The organism is Verrucosispora sp. WMMD1129, assembly GCF_029581255.1.
In the GTDB taxonomy this organism is placed as follows: Bacteria; Actinomycetota; Actinomycetes; order Mycobacteriales; family Micromonosporaceae; genus Micromonospora; species Micromonospora sediminimaris.
The window spans coordinates 3,853,652-3,878,288 of sequence record NZ_CP120741.1; the positions used below are offsets into that span (position 1 = coordinate 3,853,652).

General features: G+C 71.2%; 24 protein-coding genes. 17 read left to right on the plus strand and 7 right to left on the minus strand.

Annotated features, from left to right (window positions below):
* Positions 1–59: 59 nt before the first annotated feature.
* The 3 genes from O7624_RS17885 to O7624_RS17895 are packed head-to-tail and all read left to right on the plus strand — an operon-like array spanning position 60 to position 3,425.
* A complete protein-coding gene (locus tag O7624_RS17885; protein WP_282236614.1) occupies positions 60–1,754 on the plus strand; it encodes an L-aspartate oxidase in 1,695 nt (564 codons plus the stop codon).
* Positions 1,751–2,647, plus strand: a complete 897-nt coding sequence (gene nadC, locus O7624_RS17890) for a carboxylating nicotinate-nucleotide diphosphorylase (RefSeq protein WP_282236615.1) — start codon at positions 1,751–1,753, stop codon at positions 2,645–2,647. Before O7624_RS17885 ends, nadC begins: the two co-directional genes overlap by 4 nt.
* 19 nt (positions 2,648–2,666) lie before the next feature.
* Positions 2,667–3,425, plus strand: a complete 759-nt coding sequence (locus O7624_RS17895; protein WP_093409827.1) for a type III pantothenate kinase — start codon at positions 2,667–2,669, stop codon at positions 3,423–3,425.
* Positions 3,426–3,615: 190 nt separating this feature from the next.
* Here O7624_RS17895 and O7624_RS17900 read toward each other — a convergent pair whose 3' ends face one another.
* Positions 3,616–4,356 carry a class I SAM-dependent methyltransferase gene (locus O7624_RS17900; protein ID WP_282236616.1) on the minus strand — a complete coding sequence of 247 codons (741 nt, stop codon included), beginning with the start codon at positions 4,354–4,356 and terminating at the stop codon, positions 3,616–3,618.
* A 91-nt stretch (positions 4,357–4,447) separates the two neighbouring features.
* On the opposite strand from O7624_RS17900, the gene lysS reads away from it, so the two are divergent.
* The 4 genes from lysS (at position 4,448) to O7624_RS17920 (ending at position 10,388) form a co-directional block, all read left to right on the plus strand.
* Complete coding sequence (lysS, locus tag O7624_RS17905) at positions 4,448–5,956, plus strand: lysine--tRNA ligase (RefSeq protein ID WP_282236617.1); 1,509 nt, start codon at positions 4,448–4,450, stop codon at positions 5,954–5,956.
* A gap of 112 nt (positions 5,957–6,068) precedes the next feature.
* The gene (locus O7624_RS17910; RefSeq protein ID WP_093409819.1) at positions 6,069–6,419 is read left to right on the plus strand and encodes an Lsr2 family protein; all 351 of its coding nucleotides are present in this window, start codon (positions 6,069–6,071) and stop codon (positions 6,417–6,419) included.
* A 439-nt stretch (positions 6,420–6,858) separates the two neighbouring features.
* The gene (locus tag O7624_RS17915; RefSeq protein WP_282240668.1) at positions 6,859–9,393 is read left to right on the plus strand and encodes an ATP-dependent Clp protease ATP-binding subunit; all 2,535 of its coding nucleotides are present in this window, start codon (positions 6,859–6,861) and stop codon (positions 9,391–9,393) included.
* 341 nt (positions 9,394–9,734) lie between these two features.
* Positions 9,735–10,388, plus strand: coding sequence for a C39 family peptidase (locus O7624_RS17920; RefSeq protein WP_282240669.1), 654 nt, complete (start codon positions 9,735–9,737; stop codon positions 10,386–10,388).
* Positions 10,389–10,445: 57 nt separating this feature from the next.
* Here the strand turns inward: O7624_RS17920 and O7624_RS17925 are convergent, their stop codons facing one another.
* Entirely contained in the window at positions 10,446–11,348 is a 903-nt protein-coding gene (locus tag O7624_RS17925) for an A/G-specific adenine glycosylase (protein WP_282240670.1), read from the minus strand.
* A gap of 94 nt (positions 11,349–11,442) precedes the next feature.
* Between O7624_RS17925 and O7624_RS17930 the strand changes: the two genes are divergently transcribed.
* The 3 genes from O7624_RS17930 (at position 11,443) to O7624_RS17940 (ending at position 13,414) form a co-directional block, all read left to right on the plus strand.
* Complete coding sequence (locus O7624_RS17930) at positions 11,443–11,955, plus strand: ACT domain-containing protein (protein WP_093403260.1); 513 nt, start codon at positions 11,443–11,445, stop codon at positions 11,953–11,955.
* On the plus strand, positions 11,952–12,545 hold the full coding sequence (locus O7624_RS17935; protein WP_282236618.1) for a peptide deformylase: 594 nt from the start codon (positions 11,952–11,954) through the stop codon (positions 12,543–12,545). Before O7624_RS17930 ends, O7624_RS17935 begins: the two co-directional genes overlap by 4 nt.
* A 137-nt stretch (positions 12,546–12,682) precedes the next feature.
* Entirely contained in the window at positions 12,683–13,414 is a 732-nt protein-coding gene (locus O7624_RS17940) for a hypothetical protein (RefSeq protein ID WP_282236619.1), read from the plus strand.
* Between the two features lie 68 nt (positions 13,415–13,482).
* Here the strand turns inward: O7624_RS17940 and disA are convergent, their stop codons facing one another.
* The 4 genes from disA to O7624_RS17960 form a co-directional block, all read right to left on the minus strand.
* Positions 13,483–14,661, minus strand: coding sequence for a DNA integrity scanning diadenylate cyclase DisA (disA, locus tag O7624_RS17945; protein WP_093403667.1), 1,179 nt, complete (start codon positions 14,659–14,661; stop codon positions 13,483–13,485).
* 97 nt (positions 14,662–14,758) lie between these two features.
* Positions 14,759–16,204, minus strand: coding sequence for a DNA repair protein RadA (radA, locus tag O7624_RS17950; RefSeq protein ID WP_093403668.1), 1,446 nt, complete (start codon positions 16,202–16,204; stop codon positions 14,759–14,761).
* A gap of 129 nt (positions 16,205–16,333) precedes the next feature.
* The gene (locus O7624_RS17955) at positions 16,334–17,071 is read right to left on the minus strand and encodes a hypothetical protein (protein WP_282236620.1); all 738 of its coding nucleotides are present in this window, start codon (positions 17,069–17,071) and stop codon (positions 16,334–16,336) included.
* A gap of 139 nt (positions 17,072–17,210) precedes the next feature.
* Positions 17,211–18,098, minus strand: coding sequence for a UbiA family prenyltransferase (locus O7624_RS17960; protein WP_282236621.1), 888 nt, complete (start codon positions 18,096–18,098; stop codon positions 17,211–17,213).
* On the opposite strand from O7624_RS17960, the gene O7624_RS17965 reads away from it, so the two are divergent.
* The 4 genes from O7624_RS17965 to O7624_RS17980 all read left to right on the plus strand — a co-directional run bounded on the left by O7624_RS17965 (position 18,097) and on the right by O7624_RS17980 (position 21,824).
* The gene (locus O7624_RS17965; protein ID WP_282236622.1) at positions 18,097–18,840 is read left to right on the plus strand and encodes a methyltransferase domain-containing protein; all 744 of its coding nucleotides are present in this window, start codon (positions 18,097–18,099) and stop codon (positions 18,838–18,840) included. The genes O7624_RS17960 and O7624_RS17965 overlap by 2 nt on opposite strands.
* A gap of 43 nt (positions 18,841–18,883) precedes the next feature.
* Entirely contained in the window at positions 18,884–20,056 is a 1,173-nt protein-coding gene (locus O7624_RS17970) for an acyl-CoA dehydrogenase family protein (protein ID WP_282236623.1), read from the plus strand.
* A gap of 65 nt (positions 20,057–20,121) precedes the next feature.
* On the plus strand, positions 20,122–21,198 hold the full coding sequence (locus tag O7624_RS17975) for a type III polyketide synthase (RefSeq protein ID WP_093403270.1): 1,077 nt from the start codon (positions 20,122–20,124) through the stop codon (positions 21,196–21,198).
* 26 nt (positions 21,199–21,224) lie between these two features.
* Positions 21,225–21,824 carry a hypothetical protein gene (locus O7624_RS17980; protein WP_282236624.1) on the plus strand — a complete coding sequence of 200 codons (600 nt, stop codon included), beginning with the start codon at positions 21,225–21,227 and terminating at the stop codon, positions 21,822–21,824.
* 30 nt (positions 21,825–21,854) lie between these two features.
* Here O7624_RS17980 and O7624_RS17985 read toward each other — a convergent pair whose 3' ends face one another.
* Complete coding sequence (locus O7624_RS17985) at positions 21,855–22,520, minus strand: hypothetical protein (RefSeq protein WP_282236625.1); 666 nt, start codon at positions 22,518–22,520, stop codon at positions 21,855–21,857.
* A gap of 372 nt (positions 22,521–22,892) precedes the next feature.
* Between O7624_RS17985 and O7624_RS17990 the strand changes: the two genes are divergently transcribed.
* The 3 genes from O7624_RS17990 to ispF are packed head-to-tail and all read left to right on the plus strand — an operon-like array spanning position 22,893 to position 24,629.
* The gene (locus O7624_RS17990) at positions 22,893–23,378 is read left to right on the plus strand and encodes a CarD family transcriptional regulator (protein ID WP_007073334.1); all 486 of its coding nucleotides are present in this window, start codon (positions 22,893–22,895) and stop codon (positions 23,376–23,378) included.
* A gap of 56 nt (positions 23,379–23,434) precedes the next feature.
* Positions 23,435–24,130, plus strand: a complete 696-nt coding sequence (gene ispD / locus O7624_RS17995) for a 2-C-methyl-D-erythritol 4-phosphate cytidylyltransferase (protein ID WP_282236626.1) — start codon at positions 23,435–23,437, stop codon at positions 24,128–24,130.
* A gap of 13 nt (positions 24,131–24,143) precedes the next feature.
* Entirely contained in the window at positions 24,144–24,629 is a 486-nt protein-coding gene (ispF, locus tag O7624_RS18000) for a 2-C-methyl-D-erythritol 2,4-cyclodiphosphate synthase (protein WP_282240671.1), read from the plus strand.
* The last annotated feature ends 8 nt before the right edge of the window (positions 24,630–24,637 follow it).

The window sequence follows — 24,637 nt, forward strand, 5'->3', positions numbered from 1 at the left end:
GGAACCACTCGTCCCGCCCCCGCCGCCCGAGACGAAAGCCATTCGGGTTGACTGTGGGCATGGACCTACCGACCGTCGGCCTGCCGGCGCTGCCGAACCGGCTGGCCGCCCCGGCACCCGGCTGGGTGGAGACCACCGACGTGATCGTGGTCGGCTCCGGCGTGGCCGGGCTGACCGCCGCGCTGCATCTGCGTGAGGCGGGCCTGCACGTCACCGTGGTCACCAAGGTCGACATCGACGAGGGATCGACCCGGTGGGCACAGGGCGGCATCGCCGCGGTACTCGACCCGACCGACACCCCGGCCATGCACGCCTCCGACACCGAGATCGCCGGCGTGGGCCTGTGCGACCCGGCGGCGGTCCGCGTACTGGTGGAGGATGGGCCGACCCGGCTGCGGGAACTGATGCGCCTCGGTGCCGAGTTCGACCGCAACGCCGACGGCTCGTTGATGCTCACCCGGGAGGGTGGGCACCGGGCGGACCGCATCGTGCATGCCGGCGGCGACGCGACGGGTGCGGAGGTGCAGCGGGCGCTGCACGAGGCGGTACGCCGCGACCCGTGGATCAGGCTCGTCGAGCACGCGCTGGTGCTGGATCTGCTCCGGGCCCCCGGCGACGGCCCGGGCGGGCTCGGCGCGGCGTGCGGGATCACGTTGCACGTGCTCGGCGAGGGCAGCGAGGACGGTGTCGGTGCGCTGCTGGCCCGCGCGGTCGTGCTGGCCACCGGCGGCATGGGGCAGATCTTCGCGGCCACCACCAACCCGGCGGTCTCCACCGGAGACGGGGTCGCCCTGGCCATGCGGGCCGGTGCGGCGGTCACCGATGTGGAGTTCGTGCAGTTCCATCCGACCGCGCTGATCGTGCCGGAACACTCCCGAGTGCCGGGGGCCGGCCACGCCCAGCAGCCGCTGGTCTCCGAGGCGTTGCGGGGCGAGGGCGCGCACCTGGTGGACGCCGACGGCAAACGCTTCATGCTCGGCCAGCACGAGCTGGCCGAGCTGGCGCCACGGGACGTGGTCGCCAAGGGCATCCACCGGGTGCTGCTGGCCACCGGTGACGATCACGTCCACCTCGACGCCCGCCATCTCGGCGGCGACTTCCTGGCCCGCCGCTTTCCCACGATCGTCGCGTCGTGCCTGGCCATCGGCGTCGACCCGGGAACCGACCTGATCCCGGTGGCCCCGGCCGCGCACTACGCCTCCGGTGGGGTCCGCACCGACCTGCACGGTCGGACCTCGATCCCCGGTCTGTACGCCTGCGGCGAGGTCGCCTGCACCGGCGTGCACGGCGCGAACCGGCTGGCCAGCAACTCGCTGCTGGAAGGGCTGGTCTTCTCCCGACGGATCGCCGACGACATCGCGTCCGGCCTGCCCGAGCAGGCCCGTCCGGCGGACACCGGAGCGTGGCGTGGGGAGGGTGGCTGGGTGCTGCCCGCCGCGGCGACGCCGGCGTTGCAGCGGGCGATGACCCGGGGCGCCGGGGTGCTCCGCTCGGCCGCGACGCTCACCGCGACCGCCGCCGAACTTGTCGAGTTGGGCGTTGCTCGTGGCACACCGCGTACTGCGGACTGGGAGGCGACGAACCTGCTCACGGTGGCCGCCACGCTGGTGGCCGCCGCGTACGCCCGTCGGGAGACCCGGGGTTGCCACTGGCGGGAGGACTTCCCGGTGGCCGACGAGCGGTGGCACGGCCACCTGGTCGGTGCCGTCGGCGAGCAGGGACGGTTGACCACCCGGTGGGAGGAGACGCGATGACCGCCGAGACGGTGCGGCTGCTGCGCGCGGCCGGGCTGGACCCGGACCAGGTGCGCCGGATCATCGAGAACGCGCTCGTCGAGGATCTCGGTCCGGACGGGCTCGACGTGACAAGCGTCGCCACCATCCCGGCGACCCAGACGGACACCGCCGATGTGGTGGCCCGCGCCGACGGCGTGGTGGCCGGGCTGGCGGTCGCCGCCGCCGTGTTCGAACTGGCCGCCGAGAGTACCGGGATCGGACGTACCGTCGAGGTCTCGCTGGTGGCCCGCGACGGCGAGCGGGTGGCCCGGGGGGACGTGCTGGCCACGGTGACCGGCCCCACCCGGGTGCTGCTCACCGCCGAGCGCACCGCCCTCAACCTGCTCAGCCGGATGTCCGGGGTGGCCACCCACACCCGGGCCTGGGCGGACGCGCTGGCCGGCAGCAAGGCGGTGGTCCTGGACACCCGCAAGACCACCCCGGGACTGCGGGCCCTGGAGAAGTACGCGGTCCGGGCCGGCGGGGGCACGAACAAGCGGATGGGCCTGCACGACGTCGCCATGGTCAAGGACAACCACAAGTTCGCGGCGGGCGGTGTCGCCGCCGCCTACCGGCGCGTTCGGGAAGCGTTCCCGGACGTGCCGGTGCAGGTGGAGGTGGACACCCTCGCCGAGGCGGTGGAGGCGGTCGAGGCCGGCGTCGACTTTCTTCTGCTGGACAACATGTCCCCGGCCGTGCTCGCCGAGGTGGTCGCCGCCGTCGGCGACCGAGCCGAGTTGGAGGCGACCGGCGGGCTGACGCTCGCCGACGCGGCGGCGGTGGGCGCCACCGGCGTCGACTTCCTCTCCGTCGGCGCGCTCACCCACTCCTCGCCGATCCTGGACATCGCCCTGGACCTGCGTACGGAGTGAACCCGTCTAGGCTGCGTGCGTGCTGCTCTGCATCGACATCGGGAACACCAACACCGTGCTGGCGACCTTCGACGGCGACAAGCTGGTGCACTCCTGGCGGATCAAGACCGACGCCCGCTCGACCGCCGACGAGCTGGGGCTGATGTTCCGGGGGCTGCTCGCCGGTGACGCCGTCGAGATCACCGGCGTGGCCGCCTGCTCGACGGTCCCGGCGGCCCTGCGCTCGCTGCGGACCATGCTCACCCGTTACTACGGGGAACTGCCGAGCGTCATCGTCGAGCCCGGCGTACGAACCGGAGTGCAGCTGGCCATCGACAACCCGAAGGAGGTCGGCGCGGACCGGGTGGTCAACACGCTGGCCGCGTACACCCTCTACGGCGGGCCGTCCATCGTCGTCGACTTCGGCACCACCACCAACTTCGACGTCATCAGCGGCCGGGGCGAGTTCCTCGGCGGTGCGTTCGCCCCGGGCATTGAGATCTCCTTCGACGCGCTCGCCGCCCGTGCCGCCCAGCTGCGCAAGGTCGAGGCGACCCGGCCCCGCTCGGTGATCGGCAAGAACACCGTCGAGTGCCTCCAGGCGGGCCTCTACTTCGGCTTCGCCGGCCAGGTGGACCGGATCGTGGAGCGGATGGCCGCCGAGATGGGCGAGCTGAAGGCGGTGATCGCGACCGGCGGGCTGGCCTCGTTGGTGCTCAACGAATGCCGGACGATCACGCATCACGAGCCGATGATCACGCTGATCGGGTTGCGCATGGTGTACGAGCGGAACGTCTGACGCTTTCTCGGTGGTTGCGGTGGGGTTTCCGGGCAGCCCGACCGGCTCCGGGCGGTCAGGCTTGATCCCTGCGCCGGTCGGGCTGCCCGGAAACCCTTCGGTGGGTACGCGTCATCCGTCCGCTGGCGGGTGGGGTCTGTGGTGGTGGGTGGGGGGCCGTCCGTCTGTCGCGGTCTCGTGCGTGAGTGGTTCAGGTTCTCCGGGCGCGGGCTACGAGGGTGGTGTAGGGGAGGGTGATGGTTTCCTGGCCGGCCAGGTCGGGGTGGGTTTGCAGGAGGGTGCGGACCTGGTGGTCGACCTCGGCCTGTCGGTCGGGGGCGGCGGTGAGGTAGTGGGAGCGGGTGCGGACCAGGCCGAGCAGTTCGTCGGGGGTCAGCGTGGTGGTGTGGGTGAACTCGGCCCACTCCGGGCTGGTGAAGGAGTCGCCGAAGTCGGTCACGCTCTGGCGTAGGTGTTCGACGGTGTCGCCGATCTGGACGATCCGGCTCAGCTCGGCCACCCAGTCGACGCCGTCGTCCCGCAGGTTCCAGATCGGGGCGAAGACCCCGCCGGACCGCAGCACCCGGGCGATCTCCGCGTGCGCCCGTGGCCGGTCGAACCAGTGGTACGCCTGACCGGTGAGCACGGCGTCGGCGTACCCGTCGGGCAGCGACATCGCCTCGGCGCTGCCGGCCAGGGCGAGCGGGTCGCCGTCGAGCGACGTCAACTGGGCCCGCATCGCGGGGTCGGGCTCGACGGCGGTCACCCGGTGCCCCAGGGCGAGCAGCCCACGCGCCAGGATGCCGGTCCCGGCACCCAGATCGACAAGTTGCGCGGGAGCGTCGATGTCGGCGAGCGCCCAGCGCAGCGCCGCCGGTGGATAGCGGGGACGGTAGCGGTCGTAGTCGGCGGCGGCGGTGCCGAAGGAGAGGGCCTGGGTGGGGTCGGTCATGACCGGCAGGCTATCCAGTAACGGTCCCCGGGGCGTTTGAGTACGCTCGGGGCTTGACCCCGCCCGAATTCTCCCGCTGAGGAAGCGTGCCGTGACCCAACAGAGCCCCGTGCCAGTCGACCCCGCCGACGACCTTCCCGAGCAGATGAAGGTCCGCCGGGAGAAGCGGGACCGGATGCTCGCCGACGGTGTGCAGCCCTATCCGATCGGCTACCCGCGTACCAGCACGCTGAGCCAGCTGCGCGAGCGATACGCGGACCTGCCGACGGACACCGCCACCGGCGACCGGGTCTCGGTCACCGGCCGGGTGATCTTCGTACGGAACACCGGCAAGCTCTGCTTCGCTACCTTGCGCGACGGTGACGGTACCGAACTGCAGGCCATGCTGTCGCTGGACCGGGTCGGCGCGGATCGGCTGGAAGCCTGGAAGCGCCTGGTGGATCTCGGTGACCACGTCGGGGTCACCGGAGAGGTGATCACCAGCCGTCGGGGTGAGCTGTCGGTGCTGGCCGAGCAGTGGGCGGTCACCGCCAAGGCGCTGCGCCCCCTGCCGGTGGCGCACAAGCCGCTCAGCGAGGAGGCCCGGGTCCGGCAGCGCTACGTCGATCTGGTCGTCCGTCCGCAGGCGCGGCAGATGGTGCGTACTCGGGCGGCCACGTTGCGCAGTCTGCGCGATTCGTTGCACGCCGAGGGTTACCTTGAGGTGGAGACCCCGATGTTGCAGTTGCTGCATGGTGGTGCGGCGGCCCGGCCTTTCGTGACCCACAGCAATGCGCTCAACACCGATCTGTATCTCCGAATCGCGCCGGAACTGTTTTTGAAGCGTGCCGTGGTCGGCGGGGTCGAGCGGGTCTTCGAGATCAACCGCAACTTCCGTAATGAGGGCATCGACTCTTCGCACTCGCCCGAGTTCGCCATGCTGGAGGCGTACGAGGCGTACGGCGACTACGACACGATGGCCGAGTTGACCCGCAATCTCGTCCAGCGGGCGGCGGTCGCGGTCTCCGGATCGACGGTGGTCACCCACGCCGACGGTCGGGAGTTCGACCTCGGTGGCGAGTGGCGTTCGGTCACTCTCTTCGGTGTGCTTTCCGAGGCGCTGGGTGAGGAGGTCACGGTCCACACCGAGCGGGCGCGCCTGGTTGAGTACGCCGACAAGGTGGGCCTGGCCGTCGACCCGAAGTGGGGCCCGGGCAAGCTCGCCGAGGAACTGTTCGAGGAACTGGTCGTACCCGGCCTGGAAGCACCCACCTTCGTGCGCGACTACCCGGAGGAGACCAGTCCGCTGACCCGCTCCCATCGCAGCGAGCCGGGCCTGGCGGAGAAGTGGGACCTGTACGTGCTCGGTTTCGAACTGGGCACCGCGTACTCCGAGCTGGTCGACCCCGTGGTGCAGCGGGAACGACTGATGGCCCAGGCGCAGTTGGCCGCTCGGGGCGACGACGAGGCGATGCGACTGGACGAGGACTTTCTCCGGGCGATGGAGTATGGAATGCCGCCGGCCGGTGGCATGGGAATGGGAATCGACCGTCTCCTGATGGCGCTGACCGGCCTGGGAATTCGGGAAACCATCCTCTTCCCCTTGGTTCGCCCCGAGTAGTCGTACGAAAACTTACCGCCTCGTTACCGCATCCTATTGACGCGGCAAGCATCTGACGGGTTATTGTGCTTGTGCAGTTGGCAGGATCAGCCCTGCTCGAAAGGAATGTGGCATGGCCAAGCAGATCATTCACAAGCTGGTCGATGACCTGGACGGCGGGGACGCGGACGAGACCGTCAAGTTCGCGCTCGACGGTGTTCAGTATGAGATCGACCTGTCAGGTTCGAACGCTGAGAAATTGCGCGAGGTATTCGCCCCGTACATCGCTCACGGCACCAAGGTCGGTCGCGGCGGTGTCGTCGTCGGTGGTCGGGCCGCCCGTGGTCGCGGTGGCGCGACCGCCGACCGCGAGCAGAACAAGGCCATCCGGGCCTGGGCGCGCAAGGCGGGCAAGGACATCTCGGACCGAGGCCGGATCCCTCAGGAGATCGTCGACGAGTACCACTCGAAGGCCGGTCACTGAGACCAGGCACCAGGAGTGAGCACGACGCCGGCCCGGAGACGCTCTCCGGGCCGGCGTCGTCGTCGCGGGACTATTCGGGGCGTACCGCGCGTTGTCCACAGCCGGTGGATGTCTTGTCCACAACCTGTGGATGGTGCCGTGGCGGTGCCGTCCCCGGGCCGGGGCGCCCCCGTGCGGCGTTCCCGGAGGTCCCGGCCAGCGGGCCGAATTTCGCTCTGCGCGTACACAGACCATGCCCGGAACACCCGTTGAGCGTGGATGGTTGTGCAAAACGACGCGTACCGGGCCTACGACGCAGACACACGAGGTCAGCCGAGTCGGCTCGCGGCGATAGAGTAATGAGGCGCGGACGCCCGTCCCGGGCGCTCGCGTATCCGGCCCCGCCGAGAGTCTTGACCACCAAGATCGAGTGCGCACGGCACGTGAGGAGCACGAGGGCATGTTCGAGCGGTTCACCGACCGAGCGCGACGGGTTGTCGTCCTGGCCCAGGAAGAGGCCCGGATGCTCAATCACAACTACATCGGTACGGAACACATCCTGTTGGGCCTGATCCATGAGGGTGAGGGTGTCGCGGCGAAGGCTTTGGAGAGTCTGGGGATCTCTCTGGAGGGCGTCCGCCAGCAGGTGGAGGAGATCATCGGTCAGGGTCAGCAGGCGCCGAGCGGGCACATCCCGTTCACGCCGCGGGCCAAGAAGGTGTTGGAGCTGTCGTTGCGGGAGGCGTTGCAGCTCGGGCACAACTACATCGGCACGGAGCACATCCTGCTGGGTTTGATCCGTGAGGGTGAGGGTGTCGCCGCGCAGGTGCTGGTGAAGTTGGGCGCGGATTTGAACCGGGTGCGTCAGCAGGTCATCCAGCTGCTGTCGGGCTATCAGGGTAAGGAGCCGGCTGCCGCTGGTGCCGCCCCGGGTGAGGCCGCGCCGTCGACGAGTCTGGTGTTGGACCAGTTCGGCCGGAACCTGACTCAGGCGGCTCGGGAGGGCAAGCTCGACCCGGTGATCGGGCGCGAGAAGGAGATCGAGCGGGTCATGCAGGTGCTGTCCCGCCGCACCAAGAACAACCCGGTCCTGATCGGCGAGCCCGGCGTCGGTAAGACCGCCGTGGTCGAGGGCCTGTCCCAGAAGATCATCAAGGGTGAGGTGCCGGAGACGCTGAAGGACAAGCAGCTCTACACGCTCGACCTGGGTGCGTTGGTGGCGGGTTCCCGGTACCGCGGTGATTTCGAGGAGCGTCTGAAGAAGGTGCTCAAGGAGATCCGCACCCGGGGCGACATCATCCTGTTCATCGACGAGATCCACACCCTCGTGGGTGCGGGCGCCGCGGAGGGTGCGATCGACGCGGCGAGCATTTTGAAGCCGATGCTGGCGCGGGGTGAGTTGCAGACCATCGGCGCGACCACCCTCGACGAGTACCGCAAGCACCTGGAGAAGGACGCGGCGTTGGAGCGGCGGTTCCAGCCGATCCAGGTGGGTGAGCCGTCGCTGGCGCACACCATCGAGATTTTGAAGGGTCTGCGGGACCGGTACGAGGCGCACCACCGCGTCTCCATCACCGACGCCGCCCTGGTCGCGGCGGCGACGCTTGCCGATCGGTACATCTCCGATCGGTTCCTGCCGGACAAGGCGATCGACCTGATCGATGAGGCGGGTGCGCGGATGCGGATCCGTCGGATGACGGCGCCGCCGGACCTGCGGGACTTCGATGAGCGGATCGCGCAGGTGCGTCGGGACAAGGAGTCCGCGATCGACGCGCAGGACTTCGAGCGGGCCGCGCAGTTGCGGGACACCGAGAAGCAGCTGCTGGGTCAGAAGGCGCAGCGGGAGAAGGAGTGGAAGGCCGGCGACCTGGACGTCGTCTCGGAGGTCGATGACGAGCAGATCGCTGAGGTGCTGGGTAACTGGACCGGTATTCCGGTCTACAAGCTGACCGAGGAGGAGACCTCGCGTCTGCTGCGCATGGAGGACGAGCTGCACAAGCGCGTCATCGGGCAGGAAGACGCGGTCAAGGCCGTGTCGAAGGCGATCCGCCGCACGAGGGCGGGGTTGAAGGACCCGAAGCGCCCGTCGGGGTCGTTCATCTTCGCCGGCCCGTCGGGTGTGGGTAAGACCGAGCTGTCCAAGGCGCTCGCGGAGTTCCTGTTCGGGTCCGAGGACGCGCTGATCCAGCTGGACATGTCGGAGTTCCACGACCGGTACACGGTGTCCCGGCTCGTCGGTGCCCCTCCCGGCTACGTCGGCTACGACGAGGGTGGGCAGCTGACCGAGAAGGTGCGTCGCCGCCCGTTCTCGGTGGTGCTGTTCGACGAGATCGAGAAGGCCCACCCGGACGTGTTCAACACGCTGTTGCAGATCCTGGAGGACGGCAGGCTCACCGACGGTCAGGGCCGGATCGTGGACTTCAAGAACACGGTCATCATCCTGACCACCAACCTCGGCACCCGCGACGTCGCCAAGGCCGTGTCGCTGGGCTTCCAGGCCTCGGAGGACTCCGAGTCGAACTACGACCGGATGAAGCAGAAGGTCAACGACGAACTCAAGCAGCACTTCCGGCCCGAGTTCCTCAACCGCATCGACGACACCATCGTCTTCCACCAGCTGCGGCAGAACGAGATCCTCTCGATCGTCGACATCATGATCTCCCGCATCGAGACGCAGCTGCGCAACAAGGACATGGGTCTGGAACTGACCGACAACGCCAAGAAGTACCTCGCGGCGAAGGGCTTCGACCCGGTACTCGGCGCCCGCCCGCTACGCCGCACCATCCAACGCGACATCGAGGACAACCTCTCCGAACGGATCCTGTTCAACGAACTCACCCCAGGACAGATCGTCGTGGTGGACTGCGAAGGCGACCCCAACGACATCGACAAGTCCAAGCTCGTCTTCAAGGGGTCCGACCGCCCGGTGGAGGTGCCGGACGCCGTGCCGGCCGACCTCGGCGGCAGGACGGCTGCGGCGGGCGCGGACGAGTAAGGTCGTCAGCCGAAGCAAACGGCGGCCCGGTGGCGAAATGCCACCGGGCCGCCGTCGTTTGTGCTGGTCAAGGCGTAAGCCGCCCCCATAGCCGGATGTCCGCTTTGTGGGTCTTTGTCGTGACGGCGGTCACGGTTTGCCGGGGCATGGACCGCTCCTGGGAGTCGTTGTACCGGGAGTAACCGCGACGGCCACCCCGGCCGGCCCGACCCGGAAATGCCGGGCCCGACGAGGTCGTTGCAGACCCGGAGCAGGCGCACCGCGCCGCCTCCATCCGACGCGGTACTCGCAACCTCCCATCTCCTGGTGTCGTGTCGATCCCCCGAGACGGAAGGCAAACGATCATGACTAGTTCGATCCGCAAGGCTGCCCTGACCGCCGCCGGTGCCGTCTGCGCCGGTGGGATGATCGCCGGCCCGGTGAGCGCGACCGCTGCCCCGCAGAGTTCCGACCCGCTGGCCGCCGTGACCGAGCGGGGGCACGGCAAGGGTGAGCGGCAGTTGAAGGTGCGCTACGAGGCCCAGCCGAACTTCTACTACTGCGGTCCGGCAGCGGTCCGTAACACCCTGAGCATCCTCAACAAGGACGTCTCCCAGGATGACCTGGCCCGCGAGATGGGCACCACCGAGCGGGGCACCGACTCGGCCTTCCTGATCACCGAGGCCCTCAACCGGAAGGCCGGTGAGGATGTCTACCGCACGGTGGAGATCCCGGGCCAGGCCGCCGACCGAGCGGAGACCGACCGGCTACGGGAAGACGTCGTCCGTGCCGTCGACAGCGGCCGGGGCGTGGTGGCCAACGTCGTGGGCACCGCGACCGACCTCGACGGGGGCAGCCACACCTTCGATGGTGGGCACTACATCGCGGTGACCGGTTACCGCGACGGCGGCGACCAGATGAAGATCGCCGACTCGGCAGACGCCGCCCGGGCCGAGTACTGGATCAGCACCGACGCGCTGGCCGACTGGATCGCCAGCCGGGGCTATTCCGCCTGATCCAACCGACAGATGCCGAGGGCCGGCCCCGATCGGGGCCGGCCCTCGAACACGTTCTCAACCGGCCACCGGTGCCGGAGGGCCGTCGCCGATCAACCGGAACGACGTCTCACCGACCGGCTCGACCAGACCGTCGTCGACCAGGCCGGCGAGTGCCCGAGCGCGCTGCACGTCGTCCACCCACACCTGGTCCAGGCGTTGATGCGGCACTGGGCCGGTAGCCTCCCGGAGCACTCCGAGCAGCAGTCCGCGTACCTGGCGGTCGGTGCCCGCGTACCGTTGCGGGCGGCGGGTCGGACCGGCTGGAGCGGGGCGTCCCGAGGCCCGCCAGGCGCAGGTCGACTCGACGGGGCACGCCTCGCAGCGAGGCGACCGGGCGGTGCAGACGACCGCCCCCAACTCCATGATGGCGGCGCTGGCCAGGGCCGCCGCAGCCGGTTCGGCGGGCAGCATCTCCTCGGTGGCGACCAGATCGGCGGGGCGGGTGGTCGGGCCGGCATCCGGTTCGCCGGCCACCGCCCGGCACACCACCCGACGTACGTTCGTGTCGACCACCGGGTGACGCTGGCCGTACGCGAAGGCAGCGACCGCCCGGGCGGTGTACGTACCGACGCCGGGCAGGGCGAGCAGTTGCTCCAACCGGTCCGGCACCACACCGCCGTGCCGCTCCACGATGGCCACCGCGCACTCGTGCAGCCGGACCGCTCGACGGGGATAGCCGAGCCGTCCCCACATGCGGATCGCCTCGGCCGGGCTGGACCCGGCCAGGGCGGCCGGCGTCGGCCAGCGCTCCAGCCACGCCTGCCAGGCCGGTACCACCCGGACGACCGGGGTCTGCTGAAGCATGACCTCGCTGACCAGGATCGCCCAGGGGCTCGTCTCGGGCCGGCGCCACGGCAGGTCCCGCGCGTGCTGCTCGTACCACCGGCTCACCCGGCCGGCGAATGTGGGTTCTGTCATCGCGTCGCCGATGATGTCACGCACGCCGATCCCGCCGTTCGGACGGTCGGCGGGCCGACGCCGGCGGCGGGTGCCGGTCGGGCAGAATGCCCGGATGAACGAGCTTGCGATCACCGTCATCGGCCGGGACCGGCCCGGCATCGTGGCTGACGTCGCCGAGGTGCTCGCCCGGCTCGGCGCCAACCTCACCGACAGCACCATGACCCGCCTGCGGGGACACTTCGCGATGACCCTGATCTGTGTCGGCCCGGCCGCCGCCGAGGTCGAGACCGCGTTGGCGCCGCTGGCCGCCGACGGCCAACTGCTGGCGACAGTACGCGCGGTGACGCCTGACGGCGAGACGGCACCGGCCGGCGAACCCTACGTGATGGCGGTGCACGGGGCCGACCGGATGGGCATCGTGGCCGCGATGACCCGGGTGCTGGCCGAGGCCGGCGGCAACGTCACCGACCTGAGCACCCGTTTGGCGGGGACGCTCTACGTGGTGGTGGCTGAGGTGGAACTGCCCCCCGGTACCGCCGACGCGCTCGGCGGCCGGCTCGCGGAGGCAGCCGCCGGTCTCGGCGTCGAGGTGACCCTCCGGCCCGCCGAACCGGATCTGCTGTGAGCGGCGCGCCGGACGTGTCGAAACCGGACCCGCAGGCCGACGCGTACGTGGGTCTCGGCGACTGGGCACCCGAGACACTTGGCGCTGGGCGGGTCATCCCGGTGGTCTCCGCCCCGGACCCGGTGCTCAGCCGGCCGGGAGGGGAGGTCGACCCGACCGCCGACGAGACGGTGCAGCTGGCCGCCGACCTGATCGCCACCATGCGAGTCTCGCCCGGCTGCGTGGGCCTGGCCGCCCCGCAGGTCGGGGTGAGCGCCCAACTCTTCGCGGTGGACGTCACCGGGCATCCGAAGACAATCACCGGGCACGGCGTCTTCGTGCTCTGCAACGCCCGGGTCGTCGAAGCCACCAGGTGGAAGGCAGGTCGGGAAGGTTGCATGTCGGTGCCGGACCTGACCGGCGACGTGAAGCGCGCGAGCCGGCTGGTGGTGGAAGGGGCGCTGCCCGGCAGCGGTGAAACCGTACGCCTGGTTACTGACGGTTTCGAGGCGCGCGCCCTGCAACACGAGATCGACCACTGCGCTGGCCTGCTCTTTCTGGACCGGGTGGCCGGCGCGCACGCGATCTACCAGCGGAAGGTCTACCTCTGAGTCGAGCCGGACGGTCGCGCTGAGTGACTGCCGTCGGTGCGTACCGTCGTGAGTGGAGGGTCGGATCCGATGGGACGGGGGAGTCACGGCGCGTCGCTGACGTCCGCCGCACGCGCCGCCGCTACGGTGGGGGCATCATGCGTCTGACGGTCGGCCCCCTGCCTCCCACCGTGTACTGGCGGCGTCGCGCCGTCGTGCTCGGTGCGGTGCTGCTCTTCCTGATTGTCCTGTTCTATTCGTGTAACGGGCCCACCGGAGGCAACGACCCGACCGGCGAGGGACAACCCGACTCGGGCGTGGCGACCGGCACGCCGGACCCGACCGGGTCGGTGCTGACGCCGCAGACCGGTGCGCCGCCGTCCGGTGACGCCGGTGCCGACCCCGCCGATCCCGGGGACGGTGCCGAGCCGTCCGCCCCGGAGAACGAGCCGAGCCTCAGCAACGACCCGCCAGCGGTAGATCCGGTCGCAGACGAAGGCAACTGTGCGGACACCGAACTCTCGGTCACCGCCGTGGCGCTGCCGGCGCAGGCCGCCTCAGGGGCCCACGTCGACCTGAACCTGAAGATCCGTAACCGGTCCGACCGGACGTGCAGCCGAGACGTCGGCGCGACCGCCCAGGAGTTGTACATCAAGGCCGGGGCCGAGGTGGTCTGGTCCTCGGACACCTGTGGCACAGCCGCCGGGTCGGACGTGCAGTCCTTCACCCCCGGCTTCGAACGCTCCTACCAGGTGAACTGGAACGGCAGGGACAGCAGCCGGTGCGCCGACGGCGTGGCCAACGGGCCGGCCGTGCCGGCCGGGACGTACCAGGTCTTCGCCCGGGTGGGCACCAAGCTGAGCCAACCCGCGAAGCTGGTCCTCAAGTAGTCGGCGCTCGGTCGCTCGGCCGGATCGCCGGCCGAGCCGCGGGGACGACCGAGGACTTCGACGCAGGCCTAGACGTAGCGTTCCAGGATGGACGCCTCGGCCAGCCGCGACAGCCCCTCGCGTACGCCCCGGGCCCGGGCGTCACCGACGCCGTCGACCGCTTGCAGGTCTTCCACGGTGGCACCGAGCAGCCGTTGCAGGCTGCCGAAGTGCAACACCAGCCGGTCGACCACGGCCACCGGAAGGCGGGGCACCTTCGCCAGCAGCCGGAAGCCGCGCGGGCTGACCGCCGCGTCCAACGCGTCCGAGGCGGCCGGGTAGCCGATCGCCTTGGCGACCGAGACCAGGTCGATCAGCTCGGTGGCGCTGAGCAGATCCAGCTCGACAAGCGCCTCGTCAAGGGTCCGGGACTTGCGACCGGTGGGCAGGTAGTCCCGAATGACCAGGGTGCGGTCAGCGTCGACGCCGGCCATCAACTCGTCCAGCTGAAGGGCGAGCAACCGCCCGTCGGTGCCCAACTCGACCACGTAGCCGGCGATCTCGTCGGCGATCCGCCGGACCATCTCCAGGCGCTGCACCACGGCCACCGCGTCGCGTACGGTGACCAGATCCTCGATCTCCAGGGCGGACAGGGTGCCGGAGACCTCGTCGAGGCGGAGTTTGTACCGCTCCAAGGTGGCCAGCGCCTGGTTCGCACGGGAGAGAATCGCCGCCGAGTCGTCCAGCACGTGCCGCTGACCGTTGACGTAGAGGCTGATGATGCGCATGGACTGGCTGACCGAGATGACCGGGTAGCCGGTCTGCCGGGCCACCCGCTCCGCGGTGCGGTGCCGGGTGCCGGACTCCTCGGTCGGGATCGTCGGATCGGGCATCAGGTGAACCGCCGCCCGGACGATCCGGGTGCCGTCGCTGGAGAGCACCACCGCGCCGTCCATCTTGCACAGCTCCCGGACTCGGGTCGCCGAAAACTCGACGTCCAGCGGAAAGCCACCCGTGCAGAGCCCTTCGACCACCTTGTCGTAGCCCAGGACGATCAGCGCACCCGTCCGACCCCGCAGGATCCGCTCCAACCCGTCACGTAGTGCGGTGCCCGGCGCCATCAGGGCAAGGTTGGCGCGCAGCGGGTCGCCGACGACGCCGCCCCCGGTCACGCTCACGCTGATGGGTCGGGCGGGCGAGCCCACGGCAGCGGTGCGGGCGTGGGGCGTCGCGCCGGCTGGCTTGGTGGTATCGCGGTCGATCGGCACGGGCACAGTCTACGGACTGCCGTGCGGTGGGTGCTCTCGCGGTTACTGTGATGTGTCACGATTCCGCCCGCCCTGCCCGACCCGACCGGTGGACGGCTCACTCCGCCGACGCCCGCGCGGCGGCCTGCAACGCCGAGCGGACGTCGGTGACCTCGATCACGCGCATCTGCTCCGGACCGGCACCGGCGCTGGTGGGCCCGCAACCGGGCGGCACGAGGGCCAGCCGGAAGCCGAGCCGGGCGGCCTCGGCCAACCGGCGCGGCACCGCGCCCACCCGGCGCACCTCGCCGGTGAGACCAACCTCGCCGATCGCCACCAGGTGCGGGGCGATCGCCAGGTTGAGCCCTCCCGAGGCGACGGCGAGTGCGACCGCGAGGTCCGCTGCGGGCTCCACCACCCGGATGCCGCCCACGGTGGCCGCGAAGACCTCCCGGTCGTGCAGAGTGAGCCGTTCGGTCCGGCGTTGGAGCACCGCCAGCACCATCGCCAGCCGGGCGGAGTCCAGCCCGGAGACGGTACGCCGGGGCGACCCGGCCACGGTGGCACCGATCAGGGCCTGCACCTCGGTGAGCAACGCCCGGCGGCCCTCCATCGCCACCGTCACACAGGTGCCCGGGACCGGCTCGGAGTAACGGGTCAGGAACAGCCCGGAGGGGTCGGCGAGGCTGCTGATGCCGCCCTCGTGCATCTCGAAGCAGCCGACCTCGTCGGCGGCGCCGAACCGGTTCTTGACCCCGCGCACCATCCGCAGCGACGAGTGCTTGTCACCCTCGAAGTGCAGCACCACGTCGACCAGATGCTCAAGCACCCGAGGACCAGCGACCTGGCCGTCCTTGGTGACGTGGCCGACCAGCACGGTGGCGACCCCGCGTTCCTTGGCGACCGCGACCAGGGCGGCGGTGACCGCCCGGACCTGGGTCACCCCGCCGGGCACGCCTTCGGTGCCGGTGGTCGAGATGGTCTGTACCGAGTCGAGCACGAGCAGGCCGGGCTTGACCGCGTCCAGATGGCCGAGCACCGCCGCCAGGTCACTCTCGGCGGCCAGGAAGAGCTGGTCGTGCAGGGTGCCCATGCGCTCCGCCCGCAGCCGCACCTGGCTGACCGACTCCTCACCGCTCACCACAAGCGACGGGCTGCCCGCTCCGGCGGCCCACTGCTGGGCGACGTCGAGCAGCAGAGTCGACTTGCCCACCCCCGGCTCACCGGCGAGCAGCACCACGGCACCGGGGACCAGGCCACCACCGAGGACGCGGTCCAGCTCACCGACCCCGGTGGGCCGGGCCCGGGCCGGTGCCGCGCTGATGGTGGCGATGGGCCGGGCGGGCTCGGCGGGCATCCGGGAACTCACCACCCGACCCGAGACGGTCGGGCCGGTGATCGTGCATTCGACCACGGAGCCCCACTCGCCGCACTCGGGACAGCGGCCCACCCACTTCGGTGGCTGGTGTCCGCAGGCGTCGCACTCGTACGCGGGCCGCGGCTCGCGAGCGGCGGCGCGACCGCGCGAGCCGGTGCTCGCCCGGGACGGGGTCGATCGGGAGATGCTCACCCGACCGACGCTAACCCCCGGGTACGACGAGGGCGCCGTCGGCATGGCTACACCACGCCGACGGCGCCCTCGGAAATCACCTGGACCGGTTCGGTCGCGGTACGCGACGTCGGTCGGTCGGGCTCAGTGGCCGCCTTCGCCCTCGTACCCGGTGTGCCGCTCGATGATCGGCGACGGCTCGGGCGCGGGGGTGAGCGGCACGGCGATCGGTGCGGGGCTGGTGACCGTCTCGCCGCCGAAGTCGAAGGTCAGCGTGACGTTCTGGCCGGCGAGCAGGGCCTCGTTCAGCCCGACGAGCTGAAGCACCTGCTCACCCTCGGTGTTGAGCTGCACGTAGCTCAGCGGGGGGATCTCGATCCGGGCCGGACCGGCCGAGGGCGATTCGGTCGGGCTAAGCGACGGAGATTCGTCCGGCGAGGGCGAGTTGTCCGGCGAAGCGGAGTTGTCCGGTGAGGGAGAGCCCTCCGGGGACTGCTCCGCTGACGGGGACGCGGTCGGCGACGGGGACGCGGTGGGTGATGGGCTGGTCGCGGCGGCGACCGAGGTGAGCACCACCTCGCGGGCGTCCGACGAGGTGACCGTCACCGTCACCGGGTCCGCCGAGTCGTTGTAGAGGACGACGTTGAGCAGGGCGTTGTCGCCGGCCTGGTAGCCCTCGACACCGGGATAGGCGACCAGGGCACCGCGTACGGCGTACTTCCCGTCGCCGGCCGCGAGGTTGGCGCCCTGGACCGACGGCACCTTGTTGGCCGTCTCGGAGATCTGGCCGGCGCCGCATCCGGACAGCAGCAGCCCGGCTGCCGCCGCGATCCCGGGCAGCAGCACGGCAGCCCGCCGGGAACCCCTGATCGAGCGCCTCACGTCGGTCCTCCTCGTCACGATCACACCCGGCCTACCCGCCGGAACCGCTGGCCATGCCCGCGCAGACCGGGCTCCAGGGTAGTTGGAGCTGATCGTGGCGCGCACGCCGACCCGGTGCGACCACCTGCCGGGGGGAGGTTCAGCCGAGCCGACCGTTCGTGACCAGCAGGGCGACGTCGATCAGGGCGACCAGGAGCACCGCCCGGAAGGCGGCCACCGGCCGGGCTGCGGCGGTGTTCCCGGCCCGGCCCGCGTACCAGGCCACGATGAAGATCACGACGGTGGCGCCGACCGCCGCGAGGCCCACGCCCGTCGGCGGCCCGGGCGGCCCGAGCACCAGCGTGACGGTCGCCGCGATCAGCAGCCCGACGGCCGCCGCCCGGCTGCCCGTCGCACCCAGCCGGTGCGGCAGCCCGCGGACCCCGGTCCGGGCGTCGTCGGCGAAGTCGGGCAGCACGTTTGCGAAATGGGCGCCCGCGCCGAGCAACGCCGCCGCGACCACCAGCCAGGCCGGGGGCGGCGGAGCGTCAGGCAGTGCCAGCACCACGAAGGCGGGCAGCGCACCGAAGGAGATCGCGTACGGCAGCACCGAGATCGGGGTGGACTTCAGCGGCCAGTCGTAGAGCAACGCCGAGACCAGAGCGACGGTGGCGCAGATCGCCGCCGTCGGGTTGGTGGTCAGGGCCAGTGCCACGGTCGCGGTGGCGGCCACGGCGGCGGCCACCGCGACGGTACGCCGGCTCAGCGCGCCGGCAGCCAACGGCTTGTCGGTACGCCCGACCGCGGCGTCCCGGTCCACGTCGAGCAGGTCGTTGGTCCACCCGACGGTGAACTGGCTGGCAGCCACGGTGAGCACCACCGCGACGACGCCGCCGGGTGGATGACCGACACCGACGGCGAGCAGACCGGCCACTGTGGTGACCGCCGCGGTCGGTTCCGGATGGCTCGCTCTGACCAGCCCTAACACCGTCGACGACATAACGGAAGTCTGGTCGTTACCGGGGAGTCGTGCCACGCTCGTTGCCATGCGTGACGCCGGCCGCGTGCTGCCCCGCAACGATCCGCGCCAGTACGACGACCTGGCGGACGAGTGGTGGCGGCCAGACGGCGTCTTCGCCATGCTGCACTGGCTGGCCCGGGCGCGGGCCGCGCTGGTGCCCCCGGCGACGCGGCCGGGTGCGCTCCTGGTCGACCTGGGCTGCGGGGCGGGGCTGCTCGCCCCCCACCTGGTCGGGAAGGGCTACCGACACGTGGGGGTGGACCTCACCCGCTCGGCACTGGCGCAGGCGGCGGCCCACGGCGTGACGGCGGTCAACGGCGACGCCACGGCGGTACCGCTCGTGGACGGCTGTGCCGACGTGGTCGCGGCCGGCGAGGTGCTGGAGCACGTCCCGGACTGGCGGGCGGCGGTGGCCGAGGCGTGTCGCCTGCTGCGGCCCGGTGGCCTGCTGGTGCTGGACACCCTCAACGACACCGCGCTGGCCCGACTGGTCGCGGTTCGAGTCGCCGAACGTCTGCCCACCGTGCCGCGCGGCATCCACGATCCTCGGTTGTTCGTGGACGATCGCGAGCTGGTCACCGAGTGTGCCCGACACGGCGTCGACCTGCGGGTCCGTGGTGTCCGGCCAGGGGTGCCGGGGCTACTGCGGTGGCTGCTCCGGCAGGCCACGGGTGCCCCGACGCCGCCCGCTCAGGCACCGCGCATCGTGCCGACCGGGTCGAGGGCCGTGCTCTACCAGGGCCGTGGGGTGCGCGCGACGGATAGCTGATCCAGGTGAGGGTATGGCAATGGCCGAAGAGGGGGTTCCATCCATGACCGAGCGCAGTGGAGCGGCGTCGGCGGCCCGGCGGCTGGCGCCCCGGCTGGCGGCGCGGGCCACCGGCCACGACCGGGACGGCTCGTTTCCGGTCGACGACTTCACCGACCTGCGAGAGGCGGGACTGTTCGGGCTGATGGTTCCCGCCGAGCTGGGTGGCGCCGGGGCCACCTTCGCGGCGTACGCGGCTGTCGCCACCGAACTGGCCCGGGGCAACGGCGCCACCGCGCTGGTGTTCAACATGCACGCCTCGGTCACCGGGGCGCTCGGCGCGGTCACCGAGGAACTGGCCGAGGCGCTCGGCGTACCGGCGGAGGCACTGGCTGCCCGCGACCGCCTGTTGCGGGCGGCGGCCGACGGGGCGTGGTACGCGGTCGCGATGAGCGAGCGGGGCGCGGGTGCCCGGCTGTCCCAGCTCGCCACGGTCTACGAACCTGTCGACGGCGGCTGGCGGATCAAGGGCAGCAAGACCTTCTGTTCCGGTGCCGGTCACGCCGACGGTTACCTGGTGGCGGCCCGCAGCGCCGCCGACCCGTCGGTGGTCTCGCAGTTCCTGGTTCCGGCCGGCGAGGGCCTGACCGTCGAGCCGACGTGGGACGCCCTCGGCATGCGCGCCACCGCCTCGCACGACCTGCACCTCGACGTGACCGTCGGGACCGACCGGCTGCTCGGCGGGGTCGAAGGGCTGGCCCTGGTGGTGGCTCAGCTCATGCCGCACTGGCTGGTGGCCAGCTACGCGGCCGTCTACGTGGGGGTGGCCCGGGCGGCGATCGACGCGGCCGCGGAACACCTGAACGCCCGGAACCTCGCCGGGCTGCCGGCGGTACGCGCCCGGCTGGGTCGCGCCGACGCCGCGGTGGCGGCGGCGGAGCTGGTGGTCGCCGAGGCGGCCCGACGGGTGGACGAGGCGCCGGGCGACGAGGAGACCAACAGGTGGGTGTGGCGGGCGAAGCTGCTGGCCGGTACGACCGCGGCGGAGGTGGCAGCCTCCATGCTGGAGGCGGCCGGCACCTCCGCCACCCGACGGGGCCATCCGCTGGAACGCCTGTACCGCGATGCTCGTTGCGGGTCGCTGCACCCGGCCACCTCCGACGTCTGTGCCGACTGGCTCGGCATCGCCACACTCGGCGGTGACCCGGACCGTGACGGAACGAGTCCTCGTTGGTGAGCGTGAGGGAATGAGCCTGTCGGCCCTGCGGTCGTGACCGGGGGCGGGACTGGCGAGCGTCAGACATGAGCTTGCGAGAGGAAGGTGGGACCGTGTCCGTACCGGTGATCGCGGGCCTGGGCACGGCCCATCCGCCCTCGGCTGACCAGCAGGAGTTGTGGGAGAAGTTCTTCTCCCAGCACTTCTCCGGCTCCACCCGCGCGTTGGCCGAGCGGATATTCGCGCACTCCGGCGTGACCCGGCGGCAGGCAGCGGTCAACCCGTTGCTTGAGGACGTCTCCGACTGGCCGACCGAGCGACGGATGCTCCGTTACCAGGTCGAGGCGTTGCCGCTGGGTAAGGAGGCGGTCGGCCGGGCGTTGACCGCCGCCGGGCTGGACGCCCGTGACGTCGGACTCTTCGTGGTGTGCTCGTGCACCGGGTACGCGACCCCGGGGCTGGACATCCTGCTCGCCCGGGATCTGGGCATGGCCGCGACGACCCAGCGGATGTTCGTCGGTCACATGGGCTGCTATGCGGCGCTGCCGGGGCTGGGCGCGGTGGGTGACTTCGTCACCGCGCGGGGGCGTCCCGCGCTGCTGCTCTGTGCCGAGCTGACCAGCCTGCACCTGCAACCCTCCTCGGCCCGGATGGACACCCAGCAGATCGTCTCTCACGCGCTCTTCTCCGATGCCGCCGTCGCCGCGGCGGTCGTTCCCGGCGGGCGGGGGTACGCCGTACGCGAGGTCGCCTCGGTGACCGACACCTCCACCGCCGACCACATGACCTGGGAGGTGACCGACACCGGTTTCCGGATGGGACTGTCGCCGAAGGTGCCTCAGGTGCTGTCGGCGCACGTCCGAGGGCTGGTGGACGAGGTGCTGGCCCGGCACGGCACCCGCCGGTCGGAGGTGGACGGCTGGGCCGTGCACCCGGGTGGTCCACGCATCCTCAACGTGGTGGAGCGTGAGTTGGGGCTGGCGCCGGAGGCGTTGGCGGCGTCCCGGGAGACGCTCAACGACCACGGCAACTGTTCCTCGCCGACGGTGTTGTTGATCCTCGACCGCCTGTTCCGGTCGGCACCGGCACCACGCCGGGTGGTGATGCTGGCCTTCGGGCCAGGGCTGACCCTCTACGCCGCCCTGCTGGAACGAAGCGCCTGACCATCCAACAGAGCTACGCTTCAGGTATGGACGTCGATGCCATCCATCGGCTACGCGGGGCCCTGTTGGCCGCCGTCGCGGTGGCGGCGCTGACCCTCGGCGGCTGGTGGTGGCGGGTAGCGGCACCGGAGGCGCAGACCGGTGTGGGCCTCCCGTCAGCCGTCACGTACTGGCGGGGGAACCCGGTCACCGGTGGCACGGTTTCCGAGCTTCCGAGTGCCACCTCCTCCGTCCTGGTCGACGCGCGCACCGGCGCGGTGGCCGGGGCGGACGACGGGCCGGCGGAGCGCCCGGCCACGGGTTCCGCCGCGCCGAGCGGCTGGTACGTGGGCGGGACCGAGCTGGTCTGGACCGAGTCGGCGAGGCTCGGTTCCGGTGCGGCGGTCGTCCGGCAGACCCGGATGGAGCGGGGCGAGCGGCATCTGTTGCGCCTGCGCTGCACCGGCCCGGGCGAGTTGCTGGTAGCCGTCGCCGGTGCCCGGTCAGCGGCCCCGATGACTGTGGGCTGCGACGGCGGGCAGGTCATGATGGAGCTCACCGGCATTGGTGCCGCGGCCCGGTTGTCGTTCTCGCCAGCCGGGTCGGAGCCGGTCCAGATCGAGGCCCGGTTGATCGCCTTGAGCTGAGCGATCCGGGTAATCTACGGATCGGGCGGGTCAATCCGCCAGCCGGGACAGTTCGGCGTGGTGGTCTGCGATCGAGGTGACCTCGGGTACCACAAGCGTGATCCGGCCGGTGCGGTCGGCGAGCAGGGCGGTCACGCCGTCCTGACTGGCCGGTAGGTGCAGGAAGGCACGCAGGCCGCCGGCCGGGTCGGCGAGCGCGCGAACTCCCGGCGGCGCTGCCCGTGGCCGGGCGGCGGCCACGCTGACCACGGTCACCCCGGCCGGTGCCGCCGTCGCCGCCGCGGCCACCTGCTCCGGGCAGGCACATCCGTCCACCAGCAGCACCACCACCGGCAGCAGCCCGCGCAGCGGCACCGGCGACTGCCCGCCGTCGACCAGGTCGAGCGCGGGCAGGGGGCGACCGGTCAGCTGCGCCGGTGTCGGGTCGGGCGTAGTCGCGCCCGGCCCGGTCCGGCTGGCCCTGGGCCAGGTGACGGCGGCCAGGCCGGCGAGGGTGGTCAGGACCGCGACGATCAGCACGATCACCGGTGCGGCGGGTGGACGCCAGCGGCGCTGGTCCGCCGCCGTCCGTCGCAGCTCCCGGCGGATCTGTTCAGCCTCGTCGGCCAGGGCAGCGATGTCGTCCGGGACGACCACGCGGCCCCATTCCGGCGGCAGGTCGGGCAGCCCGGGACCATCGGCGTCAGCCTTGCCCATTACAACCCCCTGGAACCTCACGGGTGTGCGGACGCGGCACCCCTCAAGCGTCCCGCACCAGGCCGGGTACCGCTACCGCTGCCCGCGTCGGACTGCGGCGGGATATCATGGAACGGGTGCGTAGCCCTTGATCTCCAGTGGGTGTGTTGCAGGGCCTCGGCGCTTGTTCTCCCGGATCTCCACGTCCATGACAGTGGTGTCCGGGGGTCATCCCAAGGTTACTCAACGTGTTCGAATCATCGTCTGGATGGTCTGTCAAGCCGAAGAAATACCTCTCACAGGGCCCCTGAGCTGCGCCAACGGTCAGGACAGCGGTGAGACATCGGTGCCTGAGCGTGTTACCCTAGACACAGCGAAAGGGGTTTCGAACCTATGGTTTTCAGTGTCGGCGAGACCGTTGTTTACCCCCACCACGGGGCCGCACTCATCGAGGCAATCGAGACTCGGGTCATCAAGGGCGAGCCCAAGCAGTACCTCGTCCTGAGGGTCGCGCAGGGTGACCTGACGGTCCGGGTACCGGCCGAGAACGCCGAGATCGTGGGTGTGCGCGAGGTGGTTGGCGAAGAGGGCCTCGGCAAGGTCTTCGACGTTCTCCGGGCTCCGCACACCGAGGAGCCGACCAACTGGTCGCGGCGTTACAAGGCGAATTTGGAGAAGCTGGCTTCCGGCAACCCGCTGAAGGTGGCCGAGGTCGTCCGTGACCTGTGGCGTCGCGAGCGGGAGCGGGGGCTGTCCGCGGGCGAGAAGCGCATGCTCGCCAAGGCTCGCGACATTCTGGTCGGCGAGGTCGCGCTGGCCGAGAAGAGCACCAAGGACGAGGCGGAGACGCTGCTCGACAAGGTGCTGACGGAGGCCTAGTCCGCACCGCATCGTCGTACCCGATTCGTAGCGAACAAACCGTCGAGGACCGCGACGTGACCGCGCAGCTCAATCCGTGCGGTGACGTCGCGGTCCTCGTGCCTGCGGCCGGTGCCGGCGTACGCCTCGGGCCCGGTCGACCGAAGGCACTTCGGCTGCTGGCCGGTGAGCCGCTGCTGGTGCACGCGGTTCGTCGGTTGGCCGAAGCCCCCTCGGTGCACAGCATCGTGGTGGCCGCACCGGTCGCGGAGGTGGCGGCCGTGGGTGAGCTGCTCGCACCGATCGCCCCGGTGACCGTGGTTCCCGGTGGTGCGGAACGGCAGGCCTCGGTGGCCGCCGCGCTCGCCGCGGTACCCGCCGGTCCCGGGATCGTCCTGGTGCACGACGCGGCTCGCGCACTCACCCCGCCCGCGCTCGTGGAATCGGTGGCGGCGGCGGTCCGGGCGGGCCATGACGCGGTGATCCCGGTGCTGCCGGTCGTCGACACGATCAAGGAGGTCGACGCGGACGAGAAGGTGCTCGGCACCGTCGACCGGGCTGCGTTGCGCGCCGTGCAGACCCCCCAGGGATTCCGCCGGGCGGTGCTGGCCGCCGCCCACGCCGCTGCCGCCGACGCCCTCACCGACGATGCCGGGCTGGTGGAGAAGCAGGGCGTGCCGGTGCACTGCGTGCCCGGTTCGGAGCACGCTCTGAAGATCACCAGGCCGTTCGACCTGGCGCTGGCCGAGCATCTGCTGGCGACCGGACGATAGCGCGTACCCTCGGATCATGATCGTTCCTCGGGTGGCCATCGGGACCGACGTGCACGCCTTCGAGGCCGGTCGGCCCTGCTGGGTGGCCGGTCTGTACTGGCCGGAGCAGGACGGCCTGGCCGGGCACTCGGATGCGGACGTGGCCGCCCACGCCGCCTGCAACGCGCTGCTCTCCGCCGCCGGTCTCGGTGATCTCGGGGCCAACTTCGGGGTGGGACAGCCCGCGTGGGCCGGGGCCAGCGGGGTGGCGCTGCTCACCGAGACGGCCCGCCGGGTACGCTCCGCCGGCTTCGCCATCGGCAACGTGTCCGTGCAGGTGGTCGGGGTGCGGCCGAAGATCGGCCCACGTCGGGACGAGGCCCAGCGGGTGCTGTCGGAGGCCGTCGGGGCGTCGGTCACCGTTTCCGCCGCCACCACCGACGGCCTGGGCTTCACCGGGCGCGGGGAGGGGCTCGCCGGGATCGCGGTCGCCCTGGTGTACGAGCAGCCGAGCGCCTAGGCTCGCCG

What these genes read in the sequence shown, in the direction of transcription:
- O7624_RS17885 (WP_282236614.1), top strand. Translation starts at nt 60, where the DNA reads ATGGACCTACCGACCGTCGGCCTGCCGGCGCTGCCGAACCGGCTGGCC.
- nadC (WP_282236615.1), top strand. Translation starts at nt 1,751, where the DNA reads ATGACCGCCGAGACGGTGCGGCTGCTGCGCGCGGCCGGGCTGGACCCG.
- O7624_RS17900 (WP_282236616.1), bottom strand. Translation starts at nt 4,356, where the DNA reads ATGACCGACCCCACCCAGGCCCTCTCCTTCGGCACCGCCGCCGCCGAC.
- O7624_RS17910 (WP_093409819.1), top strand. Translation starts at nt 6,069, where the DNA reads ATGGCCAAGCAGATCATTCACAAGCTGGTCGATGACCTGGACGGCGGG.
- O7624_RS17915 (WP_282240668.1), top strand. Translation starts at nt 6,859, where the DNA reads ATGTTCGAGCGGTTCACCGACCGAGCGCGACGGGTTGTCGTCCTGGCC.
- O7624_RS17925 (WP_282240670.1), bottom strand. Translation starts at nt 11,348, where the DNA reads ATGACAGAACCCACATTCGCCGGCCGGGTGAGCCGGTGGTACGAGCAG.
- O7624_RS17930 (WP_093403260.1), top strand. Translation starts at nt 11,443, where the DNA reads ATGAACGAGCTTGCGATCACCGTCATCGGCCGGGACCGGCCCGGCATC.
- O7624_RS17940 (WP_282236619.1), top strand. Translation starts at nt 12,683, where the DNA reads ATGCGTCTGACGGTCGGCCCCCTGCCTCCCACCGTGTACTGGCGGCGT.
- O7624_RS17965 (WP_282236622.1), top strand. Translation starts at nt 18,097, where the DNA reads ATGCGTGACGCCGGCCGCGTGCTGCCCCGCAACGATCCGCGCCAGTAC.
- O7624_RS17960 (WP_282236621.1), bottom strand. Translation starts at nt 18,098, where the DNA reads ATGGCAACGAGCGTGGCACGACTCCCCGGTAACGACCAGACTTCCGTT.
- O7624_RS17970 (WP_282236623.1), top strand. Translation starts at nt 18,884, where the DNA reads ATGACCGAGCGCAGTGGAGCGGCGTCGGCGGCCCGGCGGCTGGCGCCC.
- O7624_RS17975 (WP_093403270.1), top strand. Translation starts at nt 20,122, where the DNA reads ATGAGCTTGCGAGAGGAAGGTGGGACCGTGTCCGTACCGGTGATCGCG.
- O7624_RS17980 (WP_282236624.1), top strand. Translation starts at nt 21,225, where the DNA reads ATGGACGTCGATGCCATCCATCGGCTACGCGGGGCCCTGTTGGCCGCC.
- O7624_RS17985 (WP_282236625.1), bottom strand. Translation starts at nt 22,520, where the DNA reads ATGGGCAAGGCTGACGCCGATGGTCCCGGGCTGCCCGACCTGCCGCCG.
- O7624_RS17990 (WP_007073334.1), top strand. Translation starts at nt 22,893, where the DNA reads ATGGTTTTCAGTGTCGGCGAGACCGTTGTTTACCCCCACCACGGGGCC.